16 protein-coding genes are annotated in these 15877 nt (G+C 59.1%); 12 read left to right on the top strand and 4 right to left on the bottom strand.

The window, feature by feature from the left end; translation table 11 throughout:
* A partial coding sequence (locus CW267_RS06800; RefSeq protein WP_101148615.1) for a PTS sugar transporter subunit IIC occupies positions 1 to 936 on the bottom strand: 936 nt, incomplete at its 3' end.
* Between the two features lie 177 nt (positions 937 to 1113).
* On the opposite strand from CW267_RS06800, the gene CW267_RS06795 reads away from it, so the two are divergent.
* From CW267_RS06795 to CW267_RS06755, 9 genes are all read left to right on the top strand, one after another.
* Positions 1114 to 1428 (top strand): PTS sugar transporter subunit IIB, encoded by a 315-nt coding sequence (locus tag CW267_RS06795; RefSeq protein WP_002914979.1) that lies wholly within the window; start codon positions 1114 to 1116, stop codon positions 1426 to 1428.
* A 9-nt stretch (positions 1429 to 1437) separates the two neighbouring features.
* Positions 1438 to 2760: a PTS cellobiose transporter subunit IIC gene (locus CW267_RS06790; RefSeq protein ID WP_012967351.1), complete on the top strand. Its 1323-nt coding sequence runs from the start codon at positions 1438 to 1440 to the stop codon at positions 2758 to 2760.
* Between the two features lie 23 nt (positions 2761 to 2783).
* The gene (locus CW267_RS06785; RefSeq protein ID WP_002914983.1) at positions 2784 to 3098 is read left to right on the top strand and encodes a PTS lactose/cellobiose transporter subunit IIA; all 315 of its coding nucleotides are present in this window, start codon (positions 2784 to 2786) and stop codon (positions 3096 to 3098) included.
* 50 nt (positions 3099 to 3148) lie between these two features.
* Positions 3149 to 4063 (top strand): ROK family protein, encoded by a 915-nt coding sequence (locus CW267_RS06780; protein WP_012540756.1) that lies wholly within the window; start codon positions 3149 to 3151, stop codon positions 4061 to 4063.
* Positions 4064 to 4119: 56 nt separating this feature from the next.
* Positions 4120 to 5082, top strand: a complete 963-nt coding sequence (locus CW267_RS06775) for a LacI family DNA-binding transcriptional regulator (RefSeq protein ID WP_008806194.1) — start codon at positions 4120 to 4122, stop codon at positions 5080 to 5082.
* Positions 5083 to 5263: 181 nt separating this feature from the next.
* A complete protein-coding gene (locus tag CW267_RS06770) occupies positions 5264 to 6181 on the top strand; it encodes a metal ABC transporter substrate-binding protein (protein WP_046622649.1) in 918 nt (305 codons plus the stop codon).
* The gene (locus tag CW267_RS06765; protein ID WP_004181057.1) at positions 6178 to 6999 is read left to right on the top strand and encodes a manganese/iron ABC transporter ATP-binding protein; all 822 of its coding nucleotides are present in this window, start codon (positions 6178 to 6180) and stop codon (positions 6997 to 6999) included. The genes CW267_RS06770 and CW267_RS06765 overlap by 4 nt, the downstream gene beginning before the upstream one ends.
* Complete coding sequence (sitC, locus tag CW267_RS06760; RefSeq protein ID WP_008806197.1) at positions 6996 to 7844, top strand: iron/manganese ABC transporter permease subunit SitC; 849 nt, start codon at positions 6996 to 6998, stop codon at positions 7842 to 7844. Before CW267_RS06765 ends, sitC begins: the two co-directional genes overlap by 4 nt.
* The gene (locus CW267_RS06755; protein ID WP_012540752.1) at positions 7838 to 8692 is read left to right on the top strand and encodes a metal ABC transporter permease; all 855 of its coding nucleotides are present in this window, start codon (positions 7838 to 7840) and stop codon (positions 8690 to 8692) included. The genes sitC and CW267_RS06755 overlap by 7 nt, the downstream gene beginning before the upstream one ends.
* Positions 8693 to 8751: 59 nt before the next feature.
* Here the strand turns inward: CW267_RS06755 and CW267_RS06750 are convergent, their stop codons facing one another.
* Together CW267_RS06750 and CW267_RS06745 are read right to left on the bottom strand one after the other, a co-directional pair.
* A complete protein-coding gene (locus CW267_RS06750) occupies positions 8752 to 9093 on the bottom strand; it encodes a nitrous oxide-stimulated promoter family protein (protein WP_008806199.1) in 342 nt (113 codons plus the stop codon).
* Between the two features lie 67 nt (positions 9094 to 9160).
* Positions 9161 to 10048: a LysR family transcriptional regulator gene (locus CW267_RS06745; RefSeq protein ID WP_022065494.1), complete on the bottom strand. Its 888-nt coding sequence runs from the start codon at positions 10046 to 10048 to the stop codon at positions 9161 to 9163.
* Between the two features lie 186 nt (positions 10049 to 10234).
* Here CW267_RS06745 and CW267_RS06740 point away from each other — a divergent pair, with 186 nt between their 5' ends.
* Both CW267_RS06740 and CW267_RS06735 read left to right on the top strand, forming a co-directional pair.
* Positions 10235 to 11176, top strand: a complete 942-nt coding sequence (locus tag CW267_RS06740; RefSeq protein WP_044650049.1) for an AEC family transporter — start codon at positions 10235 to 10237, stop codon at positions 11174 to 11176.
* Positions 11177 to 11211: 35 nt separating this feature from the next.
* Entirely contained in the window at positions 11212 to 12921 is a 1710-nt protein-coding gene (locus CW267_RS06735) for a thiamine pyrophosphate-requiring protein (protein WP_100781394.1), read from the top strand.
* A gap of 39 nt (positions 12922 to 12960) precedes the next feature.
* On the opposite strand, the gene CW267_RS06730 is transcribed toward CW267_RS06735, so the two are convergent.
* Positions 12961 to 13254 carry a SelT/SelW/SelH family protein gene (locus CW267_RS06730; protein ID WP_012967347.1) on the bottom strand — a complete coding sequence of 98 codons (294 nt, stop codon included), beginning with the start codon at positions 13252 to 13254 and terminating at the stop codon, positions 12961 to 12963.
* Positions 13255 to 13469: 215 nt separating this feature from the next.
* Here CW267_RS06730 and CW267_RS06725 point away from each other — a divergent pair, with 215 nt between their 5' ends.
* Entirely contained in the window at positions 13470 to 15833 is a 2364-nt protein-coding gene (locus CW267_RS06725) for a TonB-dependent receptor domain-containing protein (RefSeq protein ID WP_023340659.1), read from the top strand.
* The last annotated feature ends 44 nt before the right edge of the window (positions 15834 to 15877 follow it).

Raw genomic sequence — 15877 nt, 5'->3', positions numbered from 1 at the left:
GCTTTTCAGCTGCCGCGAGCGGCTGCGCATCGCCATCAGCACCAGCGGCAAAGTGGAGCCAATACCGCCGATCAGCAGGTAAAAATCCCAGAACCCCTGCAGATAAATATGCGGCAGCGTTGGCGAACCCGCCGCCAGCGCCTGCTGATTTTCAAACAGATAGGTCATCCAGAAGGGGTTCATGATCCCGGTGATGATCAGCGCGCCGTGGATACCGATAAACCAGAGTAAGTTACAGATAAATAAAGAGATCAGTACCGCCATCAGCGTGTCGGACGCCAGCACCAGCGGCCGCACCGCTTCGCTGATCAACTCCGGTACGATGCGTCCGGTGGTCTGCAGCAGTATGGCATTCATCACGCTTATCGACAGCATCACCACCAGCAGCGGGATCAGCAGTTGAAAGCCATTGCGGGTCATCAGCGGCACTTCATCAGGCAAGCGAATACACCAGCCTTTTTTGTAGAAAAAGCGAATTATCTCAATGGAATAGGTGCTGGATATCAGAGCGGTAAATATCCCCATACCGCCGAGATAAACATTGCTCACCGCAGTCTCGCGAAAGCCGATAAACAGCAGAAAAGCCAGACACCCGGTTAAACCGCAGAGCCGTTCCGGCAGACGGTACTGCTTGGCGAGACTGGCGCTGGCGCCGAAGGCGACAATCAGCGCCACCAGGCCAATGGTTAGCTGAAAGGTCGGCAGCAGGATAGGCCGCAGTAGCAAATAGACCTGGCCGAAACGCGAGGCGCCGTCGATGGAAACGGGCGGAAACAAAATGGGCACCAACAGGCTGCCAACAATCACAAAGGGCATCGCCAGCGCAAAGCTATCGCGCATCGCCGTAATGTGGTTGTTGCGCGTCAGAACATTCGCCAGCGGCGCCAGCCGCTGCTCGATGATGTCCACGGCCACATTCATTAACTGAATGTTCATACTCCTACCTTTGCGAATGGTTGTCTCGCCGGGATGATCGCCCACAACACCGGAAAGTGAAAGCCTGCCATAGGTGATCATGGTCACAATTAATAAATCCACAAACGGAAAGCGCTTTCCGTAATGCATCCATTTTGACTATAGTCCGCTCATCCAACCTCATCAGGAGCGGTACTTATGAAAAAAATTATGTTGTGTTGTTCGGCAGGCATGTCCACCAGCCTGCTGATGAAAAAAATGATTGCCGAAGCCGAACAGCGGGGCCTGCCGGTAGAGATCAATGCCTATGGCGTAGCGGAGTTCGCCGAACAGGTTGGCCATTATCAGGTGGTGCTGCTGGGGCCGCAGGTGAAATACATGCAGCAGGATCTGCAAAAACAGGCGGATAAATACGGTATCCGCGTCGAACCCATCAATATGATGGACTACGGCATGCAAAAAGGCGCCGCGGTCCTTGATTTCGCCCTTTCCCTCATTGAAAACAAGAACTAAGGAAAGAACATGAGCTCTCTGTACGCTAAACTGATCGATGTGATCGAACGGCAGATCACGCCTATGGCGGGGGCGATCGGCCAGCAAAAATACGTCACCTCGATCCGCGACGGTTTTATTACCGCCCTGCCCTTTATGATCGTAGGCTCGTTTTTGCTGGTATTTATCTTTCCGCCGTTTTCTCCGGATACGACGTGGGGCTTTGCCCGCGCCTGGCTGCAATTTTCGCTCGATCATCGCGATGCGCTGATGCTGCCGTTCAACTTCAGCATGGGGGTGATGACCCTGTTCATTGCCGTCGGGATCGCCGCCAGCCTCGCCAAGCACCATCACCTGGACTCGCTGACCGCCGGGATGCTGTCGCTGATGTCGTTTCTGCTGGTGGCCGCGCCGCTGAAAGATGGCCAGATCTCTACGGCCTACTTCTCCGGCCAGGGGATCTTCACCGCCATTCTGGTGGCCATCTATTCCACCGAGCTGTACGCCTTCCTCAAGCGGCATAACATCACCATTCGCCTGCCGCCGGAAGTGCCTGCCGGGGTGGCGCGCTCGTTCGAGATCCTGATCCCGGTGCTGGCGATCATTCTGACGCTGCATCCGCTGAACCTGTTTATCGAGGCTCAGCTGGGGATGATCATTCCGGAAGCGATCATGTCGCTGGTCAAACCCCTGGTCGCGGCTTCCGATACGCTGCCGGCCATTCTGTTGTCAGTGCTGGTCTGTCAGGTACTGTGGTTCGCCGGGATCCACGGCGCGCTGATCGTCACCGGGATCATGAACCCGTTCTGGATGGCCAACCTGTCGGTCAATCAGGCGGCCATGGCGGCAGGTACCGCTATCCCGCACATCTATGTCCAGGGCTTCTGGGATCACTATCTGCTGATCGGCGGCGTCGGCTCCACCCTACCGCTGGCGCTGATGCTGCTGCGCAGCAAGGCCGTGCATCTGCGGACGATTGGCCGGATGGGGGTCGTGCCGGGGGTATTCAATATTAACGAACCGATCCTCTTCGGCGCGCCGATCATCATGAACCCACTGTTTTTCCTGCCGTTCGTGCTGGTGCCGATGGTCAACGCGACCCTGGCGTACTTTGCGCTGAAGCTGGATCTCGTCAGCCGCGTAGTATCGATGACGCCGTGGACAACGCCGGCGCCCATCGGCGCCTCGTGGGCGGCGAACTGGAGCTTTAGCCCGGTGATCCTGTGCCTCATTTGTATGGCCACCTCCATGGTGATGTACCTGCCATTTCTCAAAGCTTACGAAAAACAGCTGCTGGCCCAGGAGCGTGAAAACGCCGTCGGCCAGGCTGACAACGCGGCGCAAACCGCTTAACGCTAACGATTCAGAGGATAATCATGGAATTAGAAGAACAGGTGATGGGGATCATCATCAACGCCGGCCAGTCACGTAGTCTGTGCTACGAAGCGCTGCACGCCGCTAAAGCGGGTGATTTCGCCACCGCCGACGCCAAAATGCAGGAAGCGGCGCACTATTCCCGCGAAGCTCACCTTGTACAGACCCAGCTTATCGAAGCTGACGAAGGCGAGGGAAAAACCAAAATGACGCTGGTAATGGTCCATGCTCAGGATCACCTGATGACCTCCATTCTGGCGAAAGAGCTGATTGCCGAACTGATTGCGATTTACCGCGCGCAACCACTTCACGCCTAGCGCGTTCCCCGGCCAGGCGCGCTGGCCGGGTCTGATTCCCCGAGGTCACTATGTTACATCTTGGAATAGATATTGGCGGCACCAAAATGGAAGCCGTACTGCTGGACCCGGCGGGCGAATGCGTCCAGCGCCTGCGCCGGCCGACCCACAAAGAGAGCTATGACGCCTTTATGCGTCAGCTGCTGACCCTGATTGCCGATATTCGCGCGGTCAGCCCGCAGCCGTTCACCCTGGGGATCGGCCTGCCCGGGGCTATCGATCCGCAAAGCGGACGCATTAAAAACTGCAACTGCCTGGTGCTCAACGGTCACGATCTGCGCCGGGATATCATGCAGCAGCTTGGCCAGCCGGTGTGGATGGCAAACGATGCCGACTGCTTCACCCTTTCGGAGGCGGTAGATGGCGCCGGCGCCGGGGCCTCCACCGTCTTCGGGGTGATTATCGGTACCGGCTGCGGCGGGGGGATCGCCGTTCATCAACAACTGCTCAGCGGCCCCAACGCTATCGCCGGGGAGTGGGGGCATAATCCGCTGCCGGGCTATACTCCTGAGCGCGATGGTCCGCCGCAGCCCTGCTACTGCGGCAAAACGAACTGCATCGAAAGCTTTCTCTCCGGCACCGGCTTCGCCCGCCGCTATGGGGAACAAGCCCGTGCGGAAGCCATTGTCGCCGCGGCGCAAAACGGCGATCCGCGCGCGCTGGCCCACTGGCGACACTTTATCGATGCCTTTGCCCGTAGCCTGGCGTCGGTGATCAATATTCTCGACCCGCAGGTGATTGTGCTGGGCGGCGGTCTGTCCAACGTCAGCCAGATCTATCGCGATCTGCCTGCCGCCATCGTGCCGTGGATCTTCTCCGACACCTGCCGCACGCAGATCAAACCGGCCCGCTTCGGCGACGCCAGCGGCGTGCGCGGCGCGGCCTGGCTGCCCCGTCTGCCCGGCGCCGCGGACGGGCAGCGGTAGACACTTTTTTCAGCAGGTATGTTAAGCTAGGCGAAAATGTTCAGACAGAAAAAGCCATGCCAACGATTGATGATGTTTCAAGATTAGCGAATGTCTCAAGAGCGACGGTTTCCCGCGTGCTGACCGGCACCCGGGGCGTGCGCGAAGAGAGCCGGGAAGCTGTGCTGCGGGCCGTTGAAGAACTCAACTATCGCCCTAGCTTTGCCGCGCAAAACCTCGCCAGTCAGACATCCAGCCACGTTGGTCTGGTGATTTCCGCGCAGGACGAAAGCCACGGCGCGCGTCTGCTGCCGCTGCTCTCTCAGGCGCTGAAAGGGCTGAATAAAAGCCTGCTGGTCCAGTATGTCAGCGATCCGGTAGAGCAGGCGGCGGTGATCGACGATCTGCAGCGCCAGTGCGTGGCGGTGGTGGTGCTGGGCGCCGTTGCCGCCGACGCGCCGCGCAACGTTATCGCCTTTGACCGCTTCGGCGTCGCCGGGAGCAACAGCCAGGGCTACGACTTCGCCTTCGCCACCGAAAGCGCCTGCCGCTATGTGATTGGCAAGGGACACCGCAACATCGCCCTGCTGATGGACAGCGATAGCGACGATGCCAGCCGTCAGATGCTGGAAGGCTACCGCAACGTCCTGCAAAACTACTCCATTCCTTTTAACCGCCAGCTGGTGCTGACGGCCAACGATGATGTCGAGCAGGCGCTGCTGACCTTAATTAACAGCTTCAGTAAATACTCAGTCATTATCGTTAAACGCGACCGCTACGCGGCTGAGGCGATGCGTCTGTTACGCGAATTCACCATCGCCGTCCCGCAGGAGGTCTCCCTGTTGAGCCTTGAGGATTCCCCGCTCGCCTCGCTGCTCTACCCGCCGCTGACCTGCATCTCCTGGCCACTGGAGGCGCTGCTGGATAACTGTATTCAGCGTATTCGCAGCCTGATTGACGACCGGCCAACCTTCACCGCCGAGGGCCGCTCGCTGGCTGGCCGCCTGATCCCGCGCCAGTCGGTCGCCGATATCTCTTGATCTTCGCCCGGTTCGCGCCGGGCCAGCCTTATCTCCCCCTTTCTTGTCGCTTTCGTTTCCCGGCTCATTATTACCCACGCATGCAAATAAGAATTATTTTCATTTGTAAATAGCTTGTGCTATATAACATAGCAATGGCTATAAACGCTGGGAAATTAACCACACCATTGCGAGGGATCCTATGCTACACCTGACACCGCTGAAATCATTGCTGCTGGCCAGCGCGCTGGCTCTGCTGGCCGCGACGCCGGCCACCGCGCAGGAGAAATTCAGGGTTATCACTACCTTCACGGTTATCGCCGATATGGCGCAGAACGTGGCCGGCGACGCCGCCGTCGTCAGCTCCATCACTAAACCGGGCGCGGAGATCCATGATTACCAGCCCACGCCCGGCGATATCAAACGCGCGCAGGGGGCGCAGCTGATCCTCAGCAATGGGCTTAATCTCGAGCGGTGGTTTGCCCGTTTTTATCAGCACTTACAGGGCGTTCCGGAGGTGGTAGTCAGCGAGGGGATCCAGCCGATGGGCATCAGCGCGGGCCCCTATAGCGGGAAGCCCAATCCCCATGCCTGGATGTCGGCAGATAACGCCTTGATCTATGTCGATAACATTCGCGATGCGCTGGTGAAGTACGATCCGCCTCAGGCCGACACCTATCGCCGTAACGCCGAGGCCTATAAGGAGAAGATCCGCCAGACGATGGCGCCGCTGCAGGCCAGACTGGCGCAGCTGCCGGCGGATAAGCGCTGGCTGGTCACCAGCGAGGGGGCCTTCTCCTATCTGGCCCACGACTATGGTCTGCGCGAACTGTATCTGTGGCCGATCAATGCCGACCAGCAGGGCACCCCGCAACAGGTGCGCAAGGTTATCGACATCATGAAGAAAGAACGCATCCCGACCATCTTCAGCGAAAGCACCATCTCCGATAAACCGGCGCGTCAGGTGGCGCGCGAAGCCGGGGCCCACTACGGCGGCGTGCTGTATGTCGATTCGCTGAGCGCCGCCGACGGCCCGGTGCCGACCTGGCTCGACCTGCTGCGCGTCACCACCGAAACCATCGTCAACGGTATCCAGGACGGGATGAGGAAGCAGCCATGAATGCAGCGCAAGCGGGACTGTATGTCGACCAGCTCACCGTCACCTGGCGCAACGGCCACACTGCCCTGCGCGACGCCTCGTTCAGCGTACCGCGCGGCTCCATTGCCGCACTGGTGGGCGTTAACGGCTCGGGTAAATCCACACTGTTTAAAGCGCTGATGGGCTTTGTGCGCGTCGGCCACGGCGAGATCGCCATACTCGGCCAGCCGGTCAACCGCGCGCTGCGCCAGAACCTGGTCGCCTATGTCCCGCAGTCGGAAGAGGTGGACTGGTCCTTCCCGGTGCTGGTGGAGGATGTGGTGATGATGGGCCGCTACGGCCATATGGGCTGGCTGCGGCGGGCAAAGCCGCGCGATCGCGAGATTGTCGATGCCGCGCTGGCCCGCGTGGGCATGAGCGAGTTCCGCCATCGGCAGATTGGCGAGCTCTCCGGCGGGCAGAAAAAGCGCGTTTTCCTTGCCCGCGCTATCGCTCAGCAGGGTCAGGTGATCCTGCTGGATGAGCCTTTTACCGGCGTCGATGTGCAGACCGAAGCGCGGATCATCAGCCTGCTGCGCGAGCTCCGCGATGAGGGCTGTACCATGCTGGTCTCCACCCACAACCTCGGGTCAGTGAGCGAATTTTGTGATTACACGGTGATGGTGAAAGGCACCGTGCTGGCCAGCGGCCCGACAGAAACCACCTTCACCGCCGAGAATCTGGAGCGGGCTTTCAGCGGCGTGCTGCGCCACGTCGCGCTCACCGGCGGGGAAGCGCAGGTTATCACCGATGACGAGCGGCCGTTTATCAGCCGGCGCGCGGCAGGAGGCCCACGATGAGCTGGCTGCTGGAGCCGTTTGGCTATCACTATATGATCAATGCGATGTGGGTGTCGGCGCTGGTAGGCGGCGTCTGTGCGTTTCTCTCCTGCTACCTGATGCTGAAGGGCTGGTCGCTGATTGGCGACGCCCTCTCCCACTCGATTGTGCCCGGCGTCGCCGGGGCCTATATGCTCGGCCTGCCTTTCGCGCTCGGCGCGTTTCTCTCCGGCGGCCTGGCGGCGGGCAGCATGCTGTTTTTGCAGCAGCGCTCGCGGCTGAAAGAGGATGCCATTATTGGCCTGATCTTCTCCTCCTTCTTCGGGATCGGGCTGTTTATGGTGTCGCTGAATCCGACGTCGGTGAATATCCAGACCATTATCCTCGGCAATATTCTGGCCATCGCCCCGGAGGATATTATCCAGCTGGCGGCGATCGGCTTTATCTCGATGGCGATCCTGCTGCTGAAGTGGAAAGATCTGATGGTGACCTTCTTTGATGAAAACCATGCCCGCTCGATTGGCCTGAACACCCGCGGCCTGAAGCTGCTGTTCTTTACCCTGCTGGCCGCCTGCACCGTGGCGGCGCTGCAGACCGTCGGCGCCTTTCTGGTCATCTGCCTGGTGGTGACTCCCGGGGCCACCGCGTGGCTGTTAACCGACCGCTTTCCGCGCCTGCTGGCCATCGCCGTGGCTATCGGCAGTCTGACCAGTTTCTTCGGCGCCTGGCTCAGCTACTATCTCGACGGCGCCACCGGCGGCATTATCGTGGTCGCGCAAACGCTGTTGTTCCTCATCACCTTTATCTTCGCGCCGAAGCACGGCCTGCTGGCCAGCCGCCGCCGTGCCAGGGAGGCCGCATGCTGAACCTGTTCCTGGCCCCGTTCCAGTTTCCTTTTATGGTCAATGCGATAGCGGTATCGATCATCGTGGCCGTGCCCTGCGCGCTACTGTCGGTTTTTCTGGTGCTCAAAGGCTGGGCGCTGATGGGCGACGCCATGAGCCACGCGGTCTTTCCGGGCGTGGTGCTGGCCTACATTATCGGCATCCCCTTCGCCATCGGCGCGTTTATCGCCGGGCTGCTGTGCGCCGTGACGACCGGTTTTCTCGACGATAACAGCCGACTCAAGCGCGATACCATCATGGGGATTGTCTTCTCCGGCATGTTTGGCGCCGGGCTGGTGCTGTATGTAGCGATCCAGTCCGATGTTCATCTCGACCATATCCTGTTCGGCGACATGCTGGGGATATCCCTTCGCGATATTGGACAAACGGCGGCTATCGCGCTGGTGATTGCGCTGATTATCGGTCTCAAATGGCGGGATTTTTTGCTGCACGCCTTTGACCCGACGCAGGCCAAAGCCAGCGGCCTGCGCGGCGGGCTATTGCACTACGGCCTGCTGTGCATGATCGCCCTGACCATCGTCGCGACGCTGCAGTCGGTGGGGATTATTCTGTCGATTTCGCTGCTGATTGCTCCCGGGGCGATCGCGCTCCTGCTGGTGCGGCGCTTTATCCACGCCCTGCTGCTGGCGGTAGCGGTGGCCATCGGCTGCTCGGCGGGAGGGGTGTGGCTGGCGTTTTATCTCGACAGCGCGCCGGCGCCGACTATCGTGGTGCTGTTTTCCGCGCTGTTTGTGGTCGCCTTTGTGGCAAGCACGATCCGCGATAGTCAGAAACAGAGGGCTTCAGCAACCATCCCCGGTGGCGGCTAATGCCTTACCGGGGCCGACTTGTCGCCCGGCTACGCGCCGCGCTGACCAGGGAAAGGCCGCTATTTTTTCGGTCGGTATTTTTCCGGTAGCGCCGGCACCGGGCGCCTGTCGTCCAGCAGATGGCGAATAGTGAGGATCGGGTGGCGCCAGAGCATTCGCGGCCCGGCCCAGCGCATAATCTGCTTCATCTCTTCGCGCTTCGCCGGCTGGTAGCAATGCACCGGACACTGCTTGCAGGCTGGTTTATTCTCGCCAAACACGCACTTATCAAGGCGCTTGTCGGCGTAGGCGTTCAGCGCCTGATAGTGCGCATTATCGGCCAGCGCCCCGGGACAGCGCCGCTGGTAGAGGGCAATCATCCGCTGAATCGTCATCTTTTCCCGTTCGATACGCTTCCCCATCTCCCCGCCTTTCGCCTGTTATTAAGATGCATATATTATACACCTTAACGTTCGTGCCCGACCAGCCTCACTGCTTGAGATGCTGGATCAACTGCAGGGCTGCCCCGGACAGAACCCCGAAATGGCTATAGGCATAGAAATCGCGGATAAAAACGCTGCCCTCGAGTTCGAACGGACGCAGCAGGCCCAGCGCTTCCTCGTGCCGGTAAACCGGGGCCGGCATCGACGTTAACAGATCGCTCTCGCACAGAAAGGCCTTAATGGCCGAGGAGGACGCGCACTCAATCACCGGCTGCGGACAGGGTAGCTGATGGGCACGAAAGATATCCTCAAGGATGTTCATCGGGGTACTTAACGGCGGCGGCATGATCCACGGATAGTCCAGCATCTCCTCGAGGGATAAGTTCGCCGCCTGATGTAGCGGGTGGTACTGCCTGGCGACGATGCAGATCCGGTCCTGCCAGTTAATTTTACCGCGCACCACGATTTTCTCATCATGCGGTAAGGGGCCGCAGAGGGCGATATCGATGTCGTGCATCCGCAGGAGTTTAAAGAGCTCGGAGTCAATGCGGTCGACGATCCGCAGATGGATCCGGGGATGTCGCTGATGGAAAGCTGCCAGCTTATCGATGAAATGGCTGGTCAGCAGGCTGGAAACACAGCCAATCCGCAGGATACCTTTCCCGGCGCCGCGGATGAGCGCAATCTCCTCGCGGGCCTTTTGTTCGGTATTCAGCATCGTCAGCGCATAGGGTAAAAAGGCGCTGCCATATTCGCTCAACGCCATACCGTGTTTGTGTCTTTCGAATAAGGTCGCGCTCAGGTCCGCTTCCAGGCTCAATAACAGCCGGCTCAGTCCCGACTGAGTGATCCCCATCTTCTCCGCGGCCAGGGTCATATTGCCTTCGTGAGCGACAGTAATAAAAGCCTGAATCTGCTTAAATTTCATTGGCATGATATTTACTCATTGAACAAACGGTTTTTACATTTCCCTTGCGGCCTGTTTTAGCGAATAAATGTCGCTATCAATACGCTCAAAAATAGCTACCGCGCATCAGGAAAAACGGATTTATTAACCTCATCACGCACGGCAAAAACGAATTGCGGACCCGAAGATAATTTATAACGAGAATATATCACCATGACACAGAACAATATTCTATTAATTTCAGGCGCTATATTACCGGTCATCATTACCGTCATCATCGGCTATATTAGCGGTAAACGAAAAGACTTTAACTGGCAGCAGGCAGGAGACATCAATAAAATTGTGATGCTCTATGCATTACCGCTAAGTATTTTCAGCAATATGGTGATGACGCCGCGACACATCGTCATGACCATGGGCCCGGTTGCGGTGGCCATTATCCTCGCGCTGATTCTGAGCTTCGTCATTCCCTTACTGGTCGCCCGCTATCTGTTCCGACGCGACCTCGCCCTCAGTACGCTGCAGGCGCTGGCCATCGGCTCGCCGGCGGTTCCTTTCATCGGCACCTCGGTGCTGGCCTTTTTATTTGGCACCGTCAGCGCGTCGCTGATCACGGTGTCCAGCATCACGCAAAATGTCTTCCAGCTGCCGCTGGTGATGATTCTGATGTCGGTCGCCACTGGCGATAAAAACCAGCATATCTCCTTTGGCACACGGGTGATAAACGCCATTAAACAACCTGTGGTCTGGTCACCGGTGATCGCCCTGATCATCGTGCTGGCGGATATCCATATTCCGCAGACTATCTCGATGTCGCTGGGTCTGCTGGGTAAAGCCTCTGGCGGGCTGGCGCTGTTTGCCGCCGGGATCGTGCTCTATACACGCAGCATTGTTATCACCACCGCTACCATTATCACCGTTATCGCCCGCAATATTTTGGTGCCCGGCGCCTGCTATCTCCTATTATTAAAAATGGGCTTCAGCATGGAGCAAATAAAGGAAGTCGTATTGACGATGGCTATCCCGGTAGGCTCCATCGCGATAATTATTGCCATGCAGTATAAAACCGGCGAGCAGGAAATGGCCTCGACGATGGCGCTGAGTATTATTGCCTCCATCATTACGATGGGCGGATTTATTTTCTTAACCTTTTAATTACCGCGATTACACCGCGTGAATACGGAGAGAATATGGCATCTATCACATTATCGGCTGCTGAACTGTTACTGCATCGGCTACAGGCGCTGGACGTGGCATATATTTTTATTAACTCGGGCACCGATTATCCGCCGGTTGTTGAAGCCTGGGCAAAGGCCCGGGCGACCGGGCAAAAGGTACCCGAGCTGGTGATCTGCCCGCATGAAAACGCCGCCATCGGCATGGCGCACGGCTACTACCTCGGCACTGGCAAGGTGCAGGCGGTAATGGTTCATACCAACGTCGGGTTAGCCAACGCCGCCTGCGGTGTCATCAATCTGGCGAACAGCAATATCCCGGTGCTGATTTTTGGTGGTCGCACGCCGATTAGCGAACATTCCCACTTCGGCTGCCGCAATACGCCGATTGGCTACGGCCAGGAGATGCGCGACCAGGCGGCGCTGATCCGTGAATCCGTGAAGTGGGATTTTGAACTGCGGCTGGCCGATCAGATCGGCGAGCATGTTGACCGGGCCTGGGCGATTGCCAGCTCCCTGCCGAAAGGGCCGGTCTACCTGAGCTTACCGCGCGAGCCATTGTGCGAGACCTTTGCCATTGATGAGGCCGCGCTGCAGGCCGGTCCTTCGCAGCAGCCGGTCCGCTATGCGCCAGTCCGGGAAGATATCGCCCGGGCCGCCGAGGCAATCGCCTGCGCCAGGCATCCCGTCATCTTCGCCCAGCGCGGCGCCCGAACGGCGGGTGGCTTTGCGCGACTTAATAGCCTGGTGCGCGAATGGGCAATCCCATTGGTGGAATACTGGGGTACCGAGGTGACCCTGAGCGCCGATAACCCACTGCTCGCCGGGGCTGATCCCAGCGCCTGGCTCGCCGACGCCGATGTGATTCTGGTGGTCGACTCGCAGGCGCCATGGATGATCGCCGAGGGCGACTGTCGCCAGGACTGCACCGTGATCCAGATGGGCCCCGATCCGCTCTTCTCCCGCTACCCGGTACGTGGCTATCGCGCGGACATCAACCTGGCGGGCGAGACCGATGAAGTCTTCAGCCTGCTGGAAGAGGCGCTGCGCCCGCTGCAGGCCGCCCGCCAGCAACATGTGGCGGAGCGGGCGGCATATACGCAGAACCGCATCCAGCAACAGAAAAACCAGCGCGACGCGCTTCTCCATGCCAGCCAGACCGGGGCCATTACCAAACCCTGGCTCAGCTACTGCCTCGGTCATCTGGCGAATCAACACCGTGGCCGGATCGTTTCTGAACTGACCACGCTGCCGCAGTTTGCCGGACTGATCCATGCCGAGAGCTATTACCAGGAAGCGCTGGCCGGCGGCCTGGGCGAAGCCCTGCCTATCGCGCTGGGGCTGCAGCTTGCGCGCCGGGAAGAGCTGATTATTGCCGCCGTCGGCGACGGGTCGTACCTGTTCGCCAACCCTGCGGTCTGCCACCATATTGCGGAGGTAATGAAGCTCCCTGTCCTCGTCGTGGTCGGAAATAACGGCGGATGGGGCGCCGTCGCGGGCGGCACCAAAGCGCTCTACCCGGACGGCTACGCAGCCCGCGCGGAGACCATTCCGGCCACCGCCTTTACCACCTCGCCGGATTTCGCCGCGATCGCCGCCTCCAGCCGCGCGGCGGCCCTGTCGGTTTCCCGGGCCGAGGATCTCCCCGGCGTGCTGGAAGAAGCGGTCACCCTCATACGCCCCCGCCGACAAAGCGTGCTGGTTGACGTGCAGTTAGCCCGCTAACGGCTTCTCCTCCGGGCGCTTGTCGCCCGGAGGGGGTTGTCACCCTTTCTGCTCATCTTTATCCACATGGCCCAGCGGCTTCTCCGGGAAACAGACATCGCGCACCCGGCGTTTCAGCTCGGCCGCATCCGGAAAACCGCCATCCTGCTTGCGCTCCCAGATCTGCTGACCGCCGACATCGATCGTGAAGATCCCGCCGGTCCCCGGCACCAGCGTCACTGAGGCGATGTCGGTGCTGAAGGTATGTAACAGCTCCTGCGCCATCCAGCTGGCGCGCAGCATCCAGTTGCACTGGGAACAGTAGGTGATGGTGATGGCCGCTTTTGAGTTCATCGTCGTCTCGCTAAGTCTGAAAGGGCAAATTGTAAACAAAGTGCAGTTTAAATGAAGAACACATGATTATTTTGTTGCAAACGATAATACCTATCATTACCATTCGCAATCAATAAATGGAGTAAGACCCCATCCGCAACGGAAAAGACGGAGCAACCTGCAACTCTGGAAGTAACGCGTGAGCCGATACTAATAACGATCAAGGCGTGGCGACTATGTACAAATCGACTCCGTCAGCAGCATGGTGTAAAAAACGCCTGCTGGTGACCTCTTTGCTTGCAGCAATTTATCAGACTTCTGCCATCGCAGCAGACACTTCCGCCGTTAGCGGCGAGGCGGTGGATGACACCTCGGAACAAATGACCGTTACCGCTCCCGCACCGGTGCAGAAAGCCGGTAGTGAGCACAGCATCAGCGCCCGGGAGCTGGAGGATAAAGGCGCTAACGATTTTGGCTCTATCATGCGCTATGAGCCGCTCATCAGCGCCACCGGGGCCAGCGGCGGCTCCGGCAACGGCAAAAGCGGCTTCGACCGCGGAGGCTACACCGGCTACAACATCCGCGGCATGGAGAGCAACCGCGTCGGCATCGACGTGGACGGTATTGCCCAACCCAACGCCACCGGCCGCGGCTACGTCGGCCGCGCCGGGCTCAACACCTTCGGCATTGGCCGCGATTATATCGACCCGTATATGTACGGCAGCGTGGATATCCAGTCCGGCGCCACCTCGACGGAAACGGCCAACAGCGCTATCGGGGGAAATGTCTCCTTCCGCCCGAAATCGGCAGATGATTACCTGCGCCCGGGCAAGACCAGCGCCTTCGGCTACCGCAGCGGTTACGACTCTGCGGATCGCAGCTGGCACAACGGGGTGACCGTCGCCGGCGGCGATGAGTTCCTGCGCGGAATTTTGGTCTACAGCCGCCGTGATGGCCAGGAAACTGAAAACAACAGCGGCACCGTCGACGCCTACCCGGCGAACTGGCATTCCGATGCTTTTCTGGCCTCCGGGATCTGGCAACCTAACGATGAGCACAAGCTGACCAGCACCTTCGACTATTACCATAAAACCAACCACACCCACTACGATACCTGGGACTCCAGTGGCAACAGCACCATCGGCACCGCCAACCAGACCAGCCAGACCCGGCGCTGGGGCCTGAGCCTGAAGGATGACTGGACGCCGATGAACGACTACCTCGACAGCGTCTCCACGAAAATCTACTACCAGCATACTGAAGCCCATGACTGGACTTATATGCCGGACAGCGTCACCCGCCGCATGCAGACGGTGAACTCCAACTACGACACCGACACCTGGGGCCTGCAGACCGCGCTGGCGAAAACCCTGGGCCGCCACGATCTGAGCGCTGGCTTCAACGCCAGCACGACCAAAACTCAGCGGCCGTTCAGCCAGTCGCCGATCCCCAGCGTTTACAGCGAGATCATGCAGCCGGAGGCAGACAGCCGCAGCTACACCCTCGGCGGCTTTGTCCAGGATAAGATCAACTTCGACCTTGATAGCCACAACTTCGCCATTATTCCCGGCGTGCGCGTGGTGCATCAATCGACTAAGCCGGAAAATCTGTCCGACCTTGCCGCCAACAGCAGCGTACTGACCGAATCGTCGGTGGCGAATCTGTACGGCAAAAACAGCGATACCCAGGTTCTGCCGTCGTTGACCTTCCAGTACGACCTCACCCCGCGCCTGATGACCTACCTGCAGTACCAGCGCGGCGCGCAGTTCCCCAACGCCAGCCAGCTGTATGGCTCCTGGAACCTTGGCTCCAGCTACGCCGGCAGCCAGCAGTATGCCCTGATCGGCAATACCGATCTGAAGACGGAAACCAGCGATAATCTCGAGTGGGGGCTGAAGGGGGAAGTCACCGAAGGCATCACCGTGCGCACGGCGCTGTTCTACAACAGCTATAAGAACTTTATCGCCTATACGCGCTATACCCGCGCCAATAATCCGGGCCAGTTCACGAATGTGCCGTCGAACATCTACACCATTTATCAGGCGGAAAACCGCGATAAAGCCTATATCTACGGCGGTGAGATCAGCACCAAATTTAACTTTGGCACCTGGTTTGAGCAGGTGAACGGCCTGAGCACCACCCTCGCCCTCGGCTATAGCGAAGGGAAATCGAAATCCAGCTACAGCGGCGATAAATACGTCGACCTCGACAGCGTGGCGCCGATGAAAGCCATCGTCGGCGTGGCGTGGGACGATCCGGCGAAACGCTACGGCACCGCCCTGACGGCGACCTTTGTCAAAGGGAAACAGGCGACCACCACCAACCGCGAAAGCTACAGCAACAGCGGGTCCGCCATCACCGATGCCAGCAGCGACTATATGCGCGTGCCGGGCTACGGCATGCTGGACTGGACCGCGTACTGGCAGGTGGCGAAAAACGTGCGCCTCAATGGCGGGGTCTACAACCTCACCGATCGTAAATACTGGGATTACCTGAGCAGCCGCAATATCGAGACCGGCACCAACCAGGACGCCAACGATAAAGCGCTGGCGGTGATGCCGGGCCGCACCTGGCAACTGGGCGTCAACGTCGACTTCTGATTGCCCGAATAATAACGCACCTGCCCCCGGCCCGCCGGCCGGGG

This window comes from Klebsiella sp. X1-16S-Nf21 (assembly GCF_002837615.1).
GTDB lineage: Bacteria > Pseudomonadota > Gammaproteobacteria > Enterobacterales > Enterobacteriaceae > Klebsiella > Klebsiella variicola.
The sequence above is the reverse complement of the archived record's forward strand: the minus strand, read 5'-3'. Positions and strand labels throughout refer to the sequence as shown.

Coding starts and splice junctions, on each gene's coding strand:
- CW267_RS06780 (WP_012540756.1), top strand. CDS start 3,149: ATGTTACATCTTGGAATAGATATTGGCGGCACCAAAATGGAAGCCGTA.
- CW267_RS06755 (WP_012540752.1), top strand. CDS start 7,838: ATGCTGAACCTGTTCCTGGCCCCGTTCCAGTTTCCTTTTATGGTCAAT.
- CW267_RS06725 (WP_023340659.1), top strand. CDS start 13,470: ATGTACAAATCGACTCCGTCAGCAGCATGGTGTAAAAAACGCCTGCTG.
- CW267_RS06795 (WP_002914979.1), top strand. CDS start 1,114: ATGAAAAAAATTATGTTGTGTTGTTCGGCAGGCATGTCCACCAGCCTG.
- CW267_RS06750 (WP_008806199.1), bottom strand. CDS start 9,093: ATGGGGAAGCGTATCGAACGGGAAAAGATGACGATTCAGCGGATGATT.
- CW267_RS06790 (WP_012967351.1), top strand. CDS start 1,438: ATGAGCTCTCTGTACGCTAAACTGATCGATGTGATCGAACGGCAGATC.
- CW267_RS06735 (WP_100781394.1), top strand. CDS start 11,212: ATGGCATCTATCACATTATCGGCTGCTGAACTGTTACTGCATCGGCTA.
- CW267_RS06745 (WP_022065494.1), bottom strand. CDS start 10,048: ATGCCAATGAAATTTAAGCAGATTCAGGCTTTTATTACTGTCGCTCAC.
- sitC (WP_008806197.1), top strand. CDS start 6,996: ATGAGCTGGCTGCTGGAGCCGTTTGGCTATCACTATATGATCAATGCG.
- CW267_RS06785 (WP_002914983.1), top strand. CDS start 2,784: ATGGAATTAGAAGAACAGGTGATGGGGATCATCATCAACGCCGGCCAG.
- CW267_RS06770 (WP_046622649.1), top strand. CDS start 5,264: ATGCTACACCTGACACCGCTGAAATCATTGCTGCTGGCCAGCGCGCTG.
- CW267_RS06765 (WP_004181057.1), top strand. CDS start 6,178: ATGAATGCAGCGCAAGCGGGACTGTATGTCGACCAGCTCACCGTCACC.
- CW267_RS06730 (WP_012967347.1), bottom strand. CDS start 13,254: ATGAACTCAAAAGCGGCCATCACCATCACCTACTGTTCCCAGTGCAAC.
- CW267_RS06775 (WP_008806194.1), top strand. CDS start 4,120: ATGCCAACGATTGATGATGTTTCAAGATTAGCGAATGTCTCAAGAGCG.
- CW267_RS06740 (WP_044650049.1), top strand. CDS start 10,235: ATGACACAGAACAATATTCTATTAATTTCAGGCGCTATATTACCGGTC.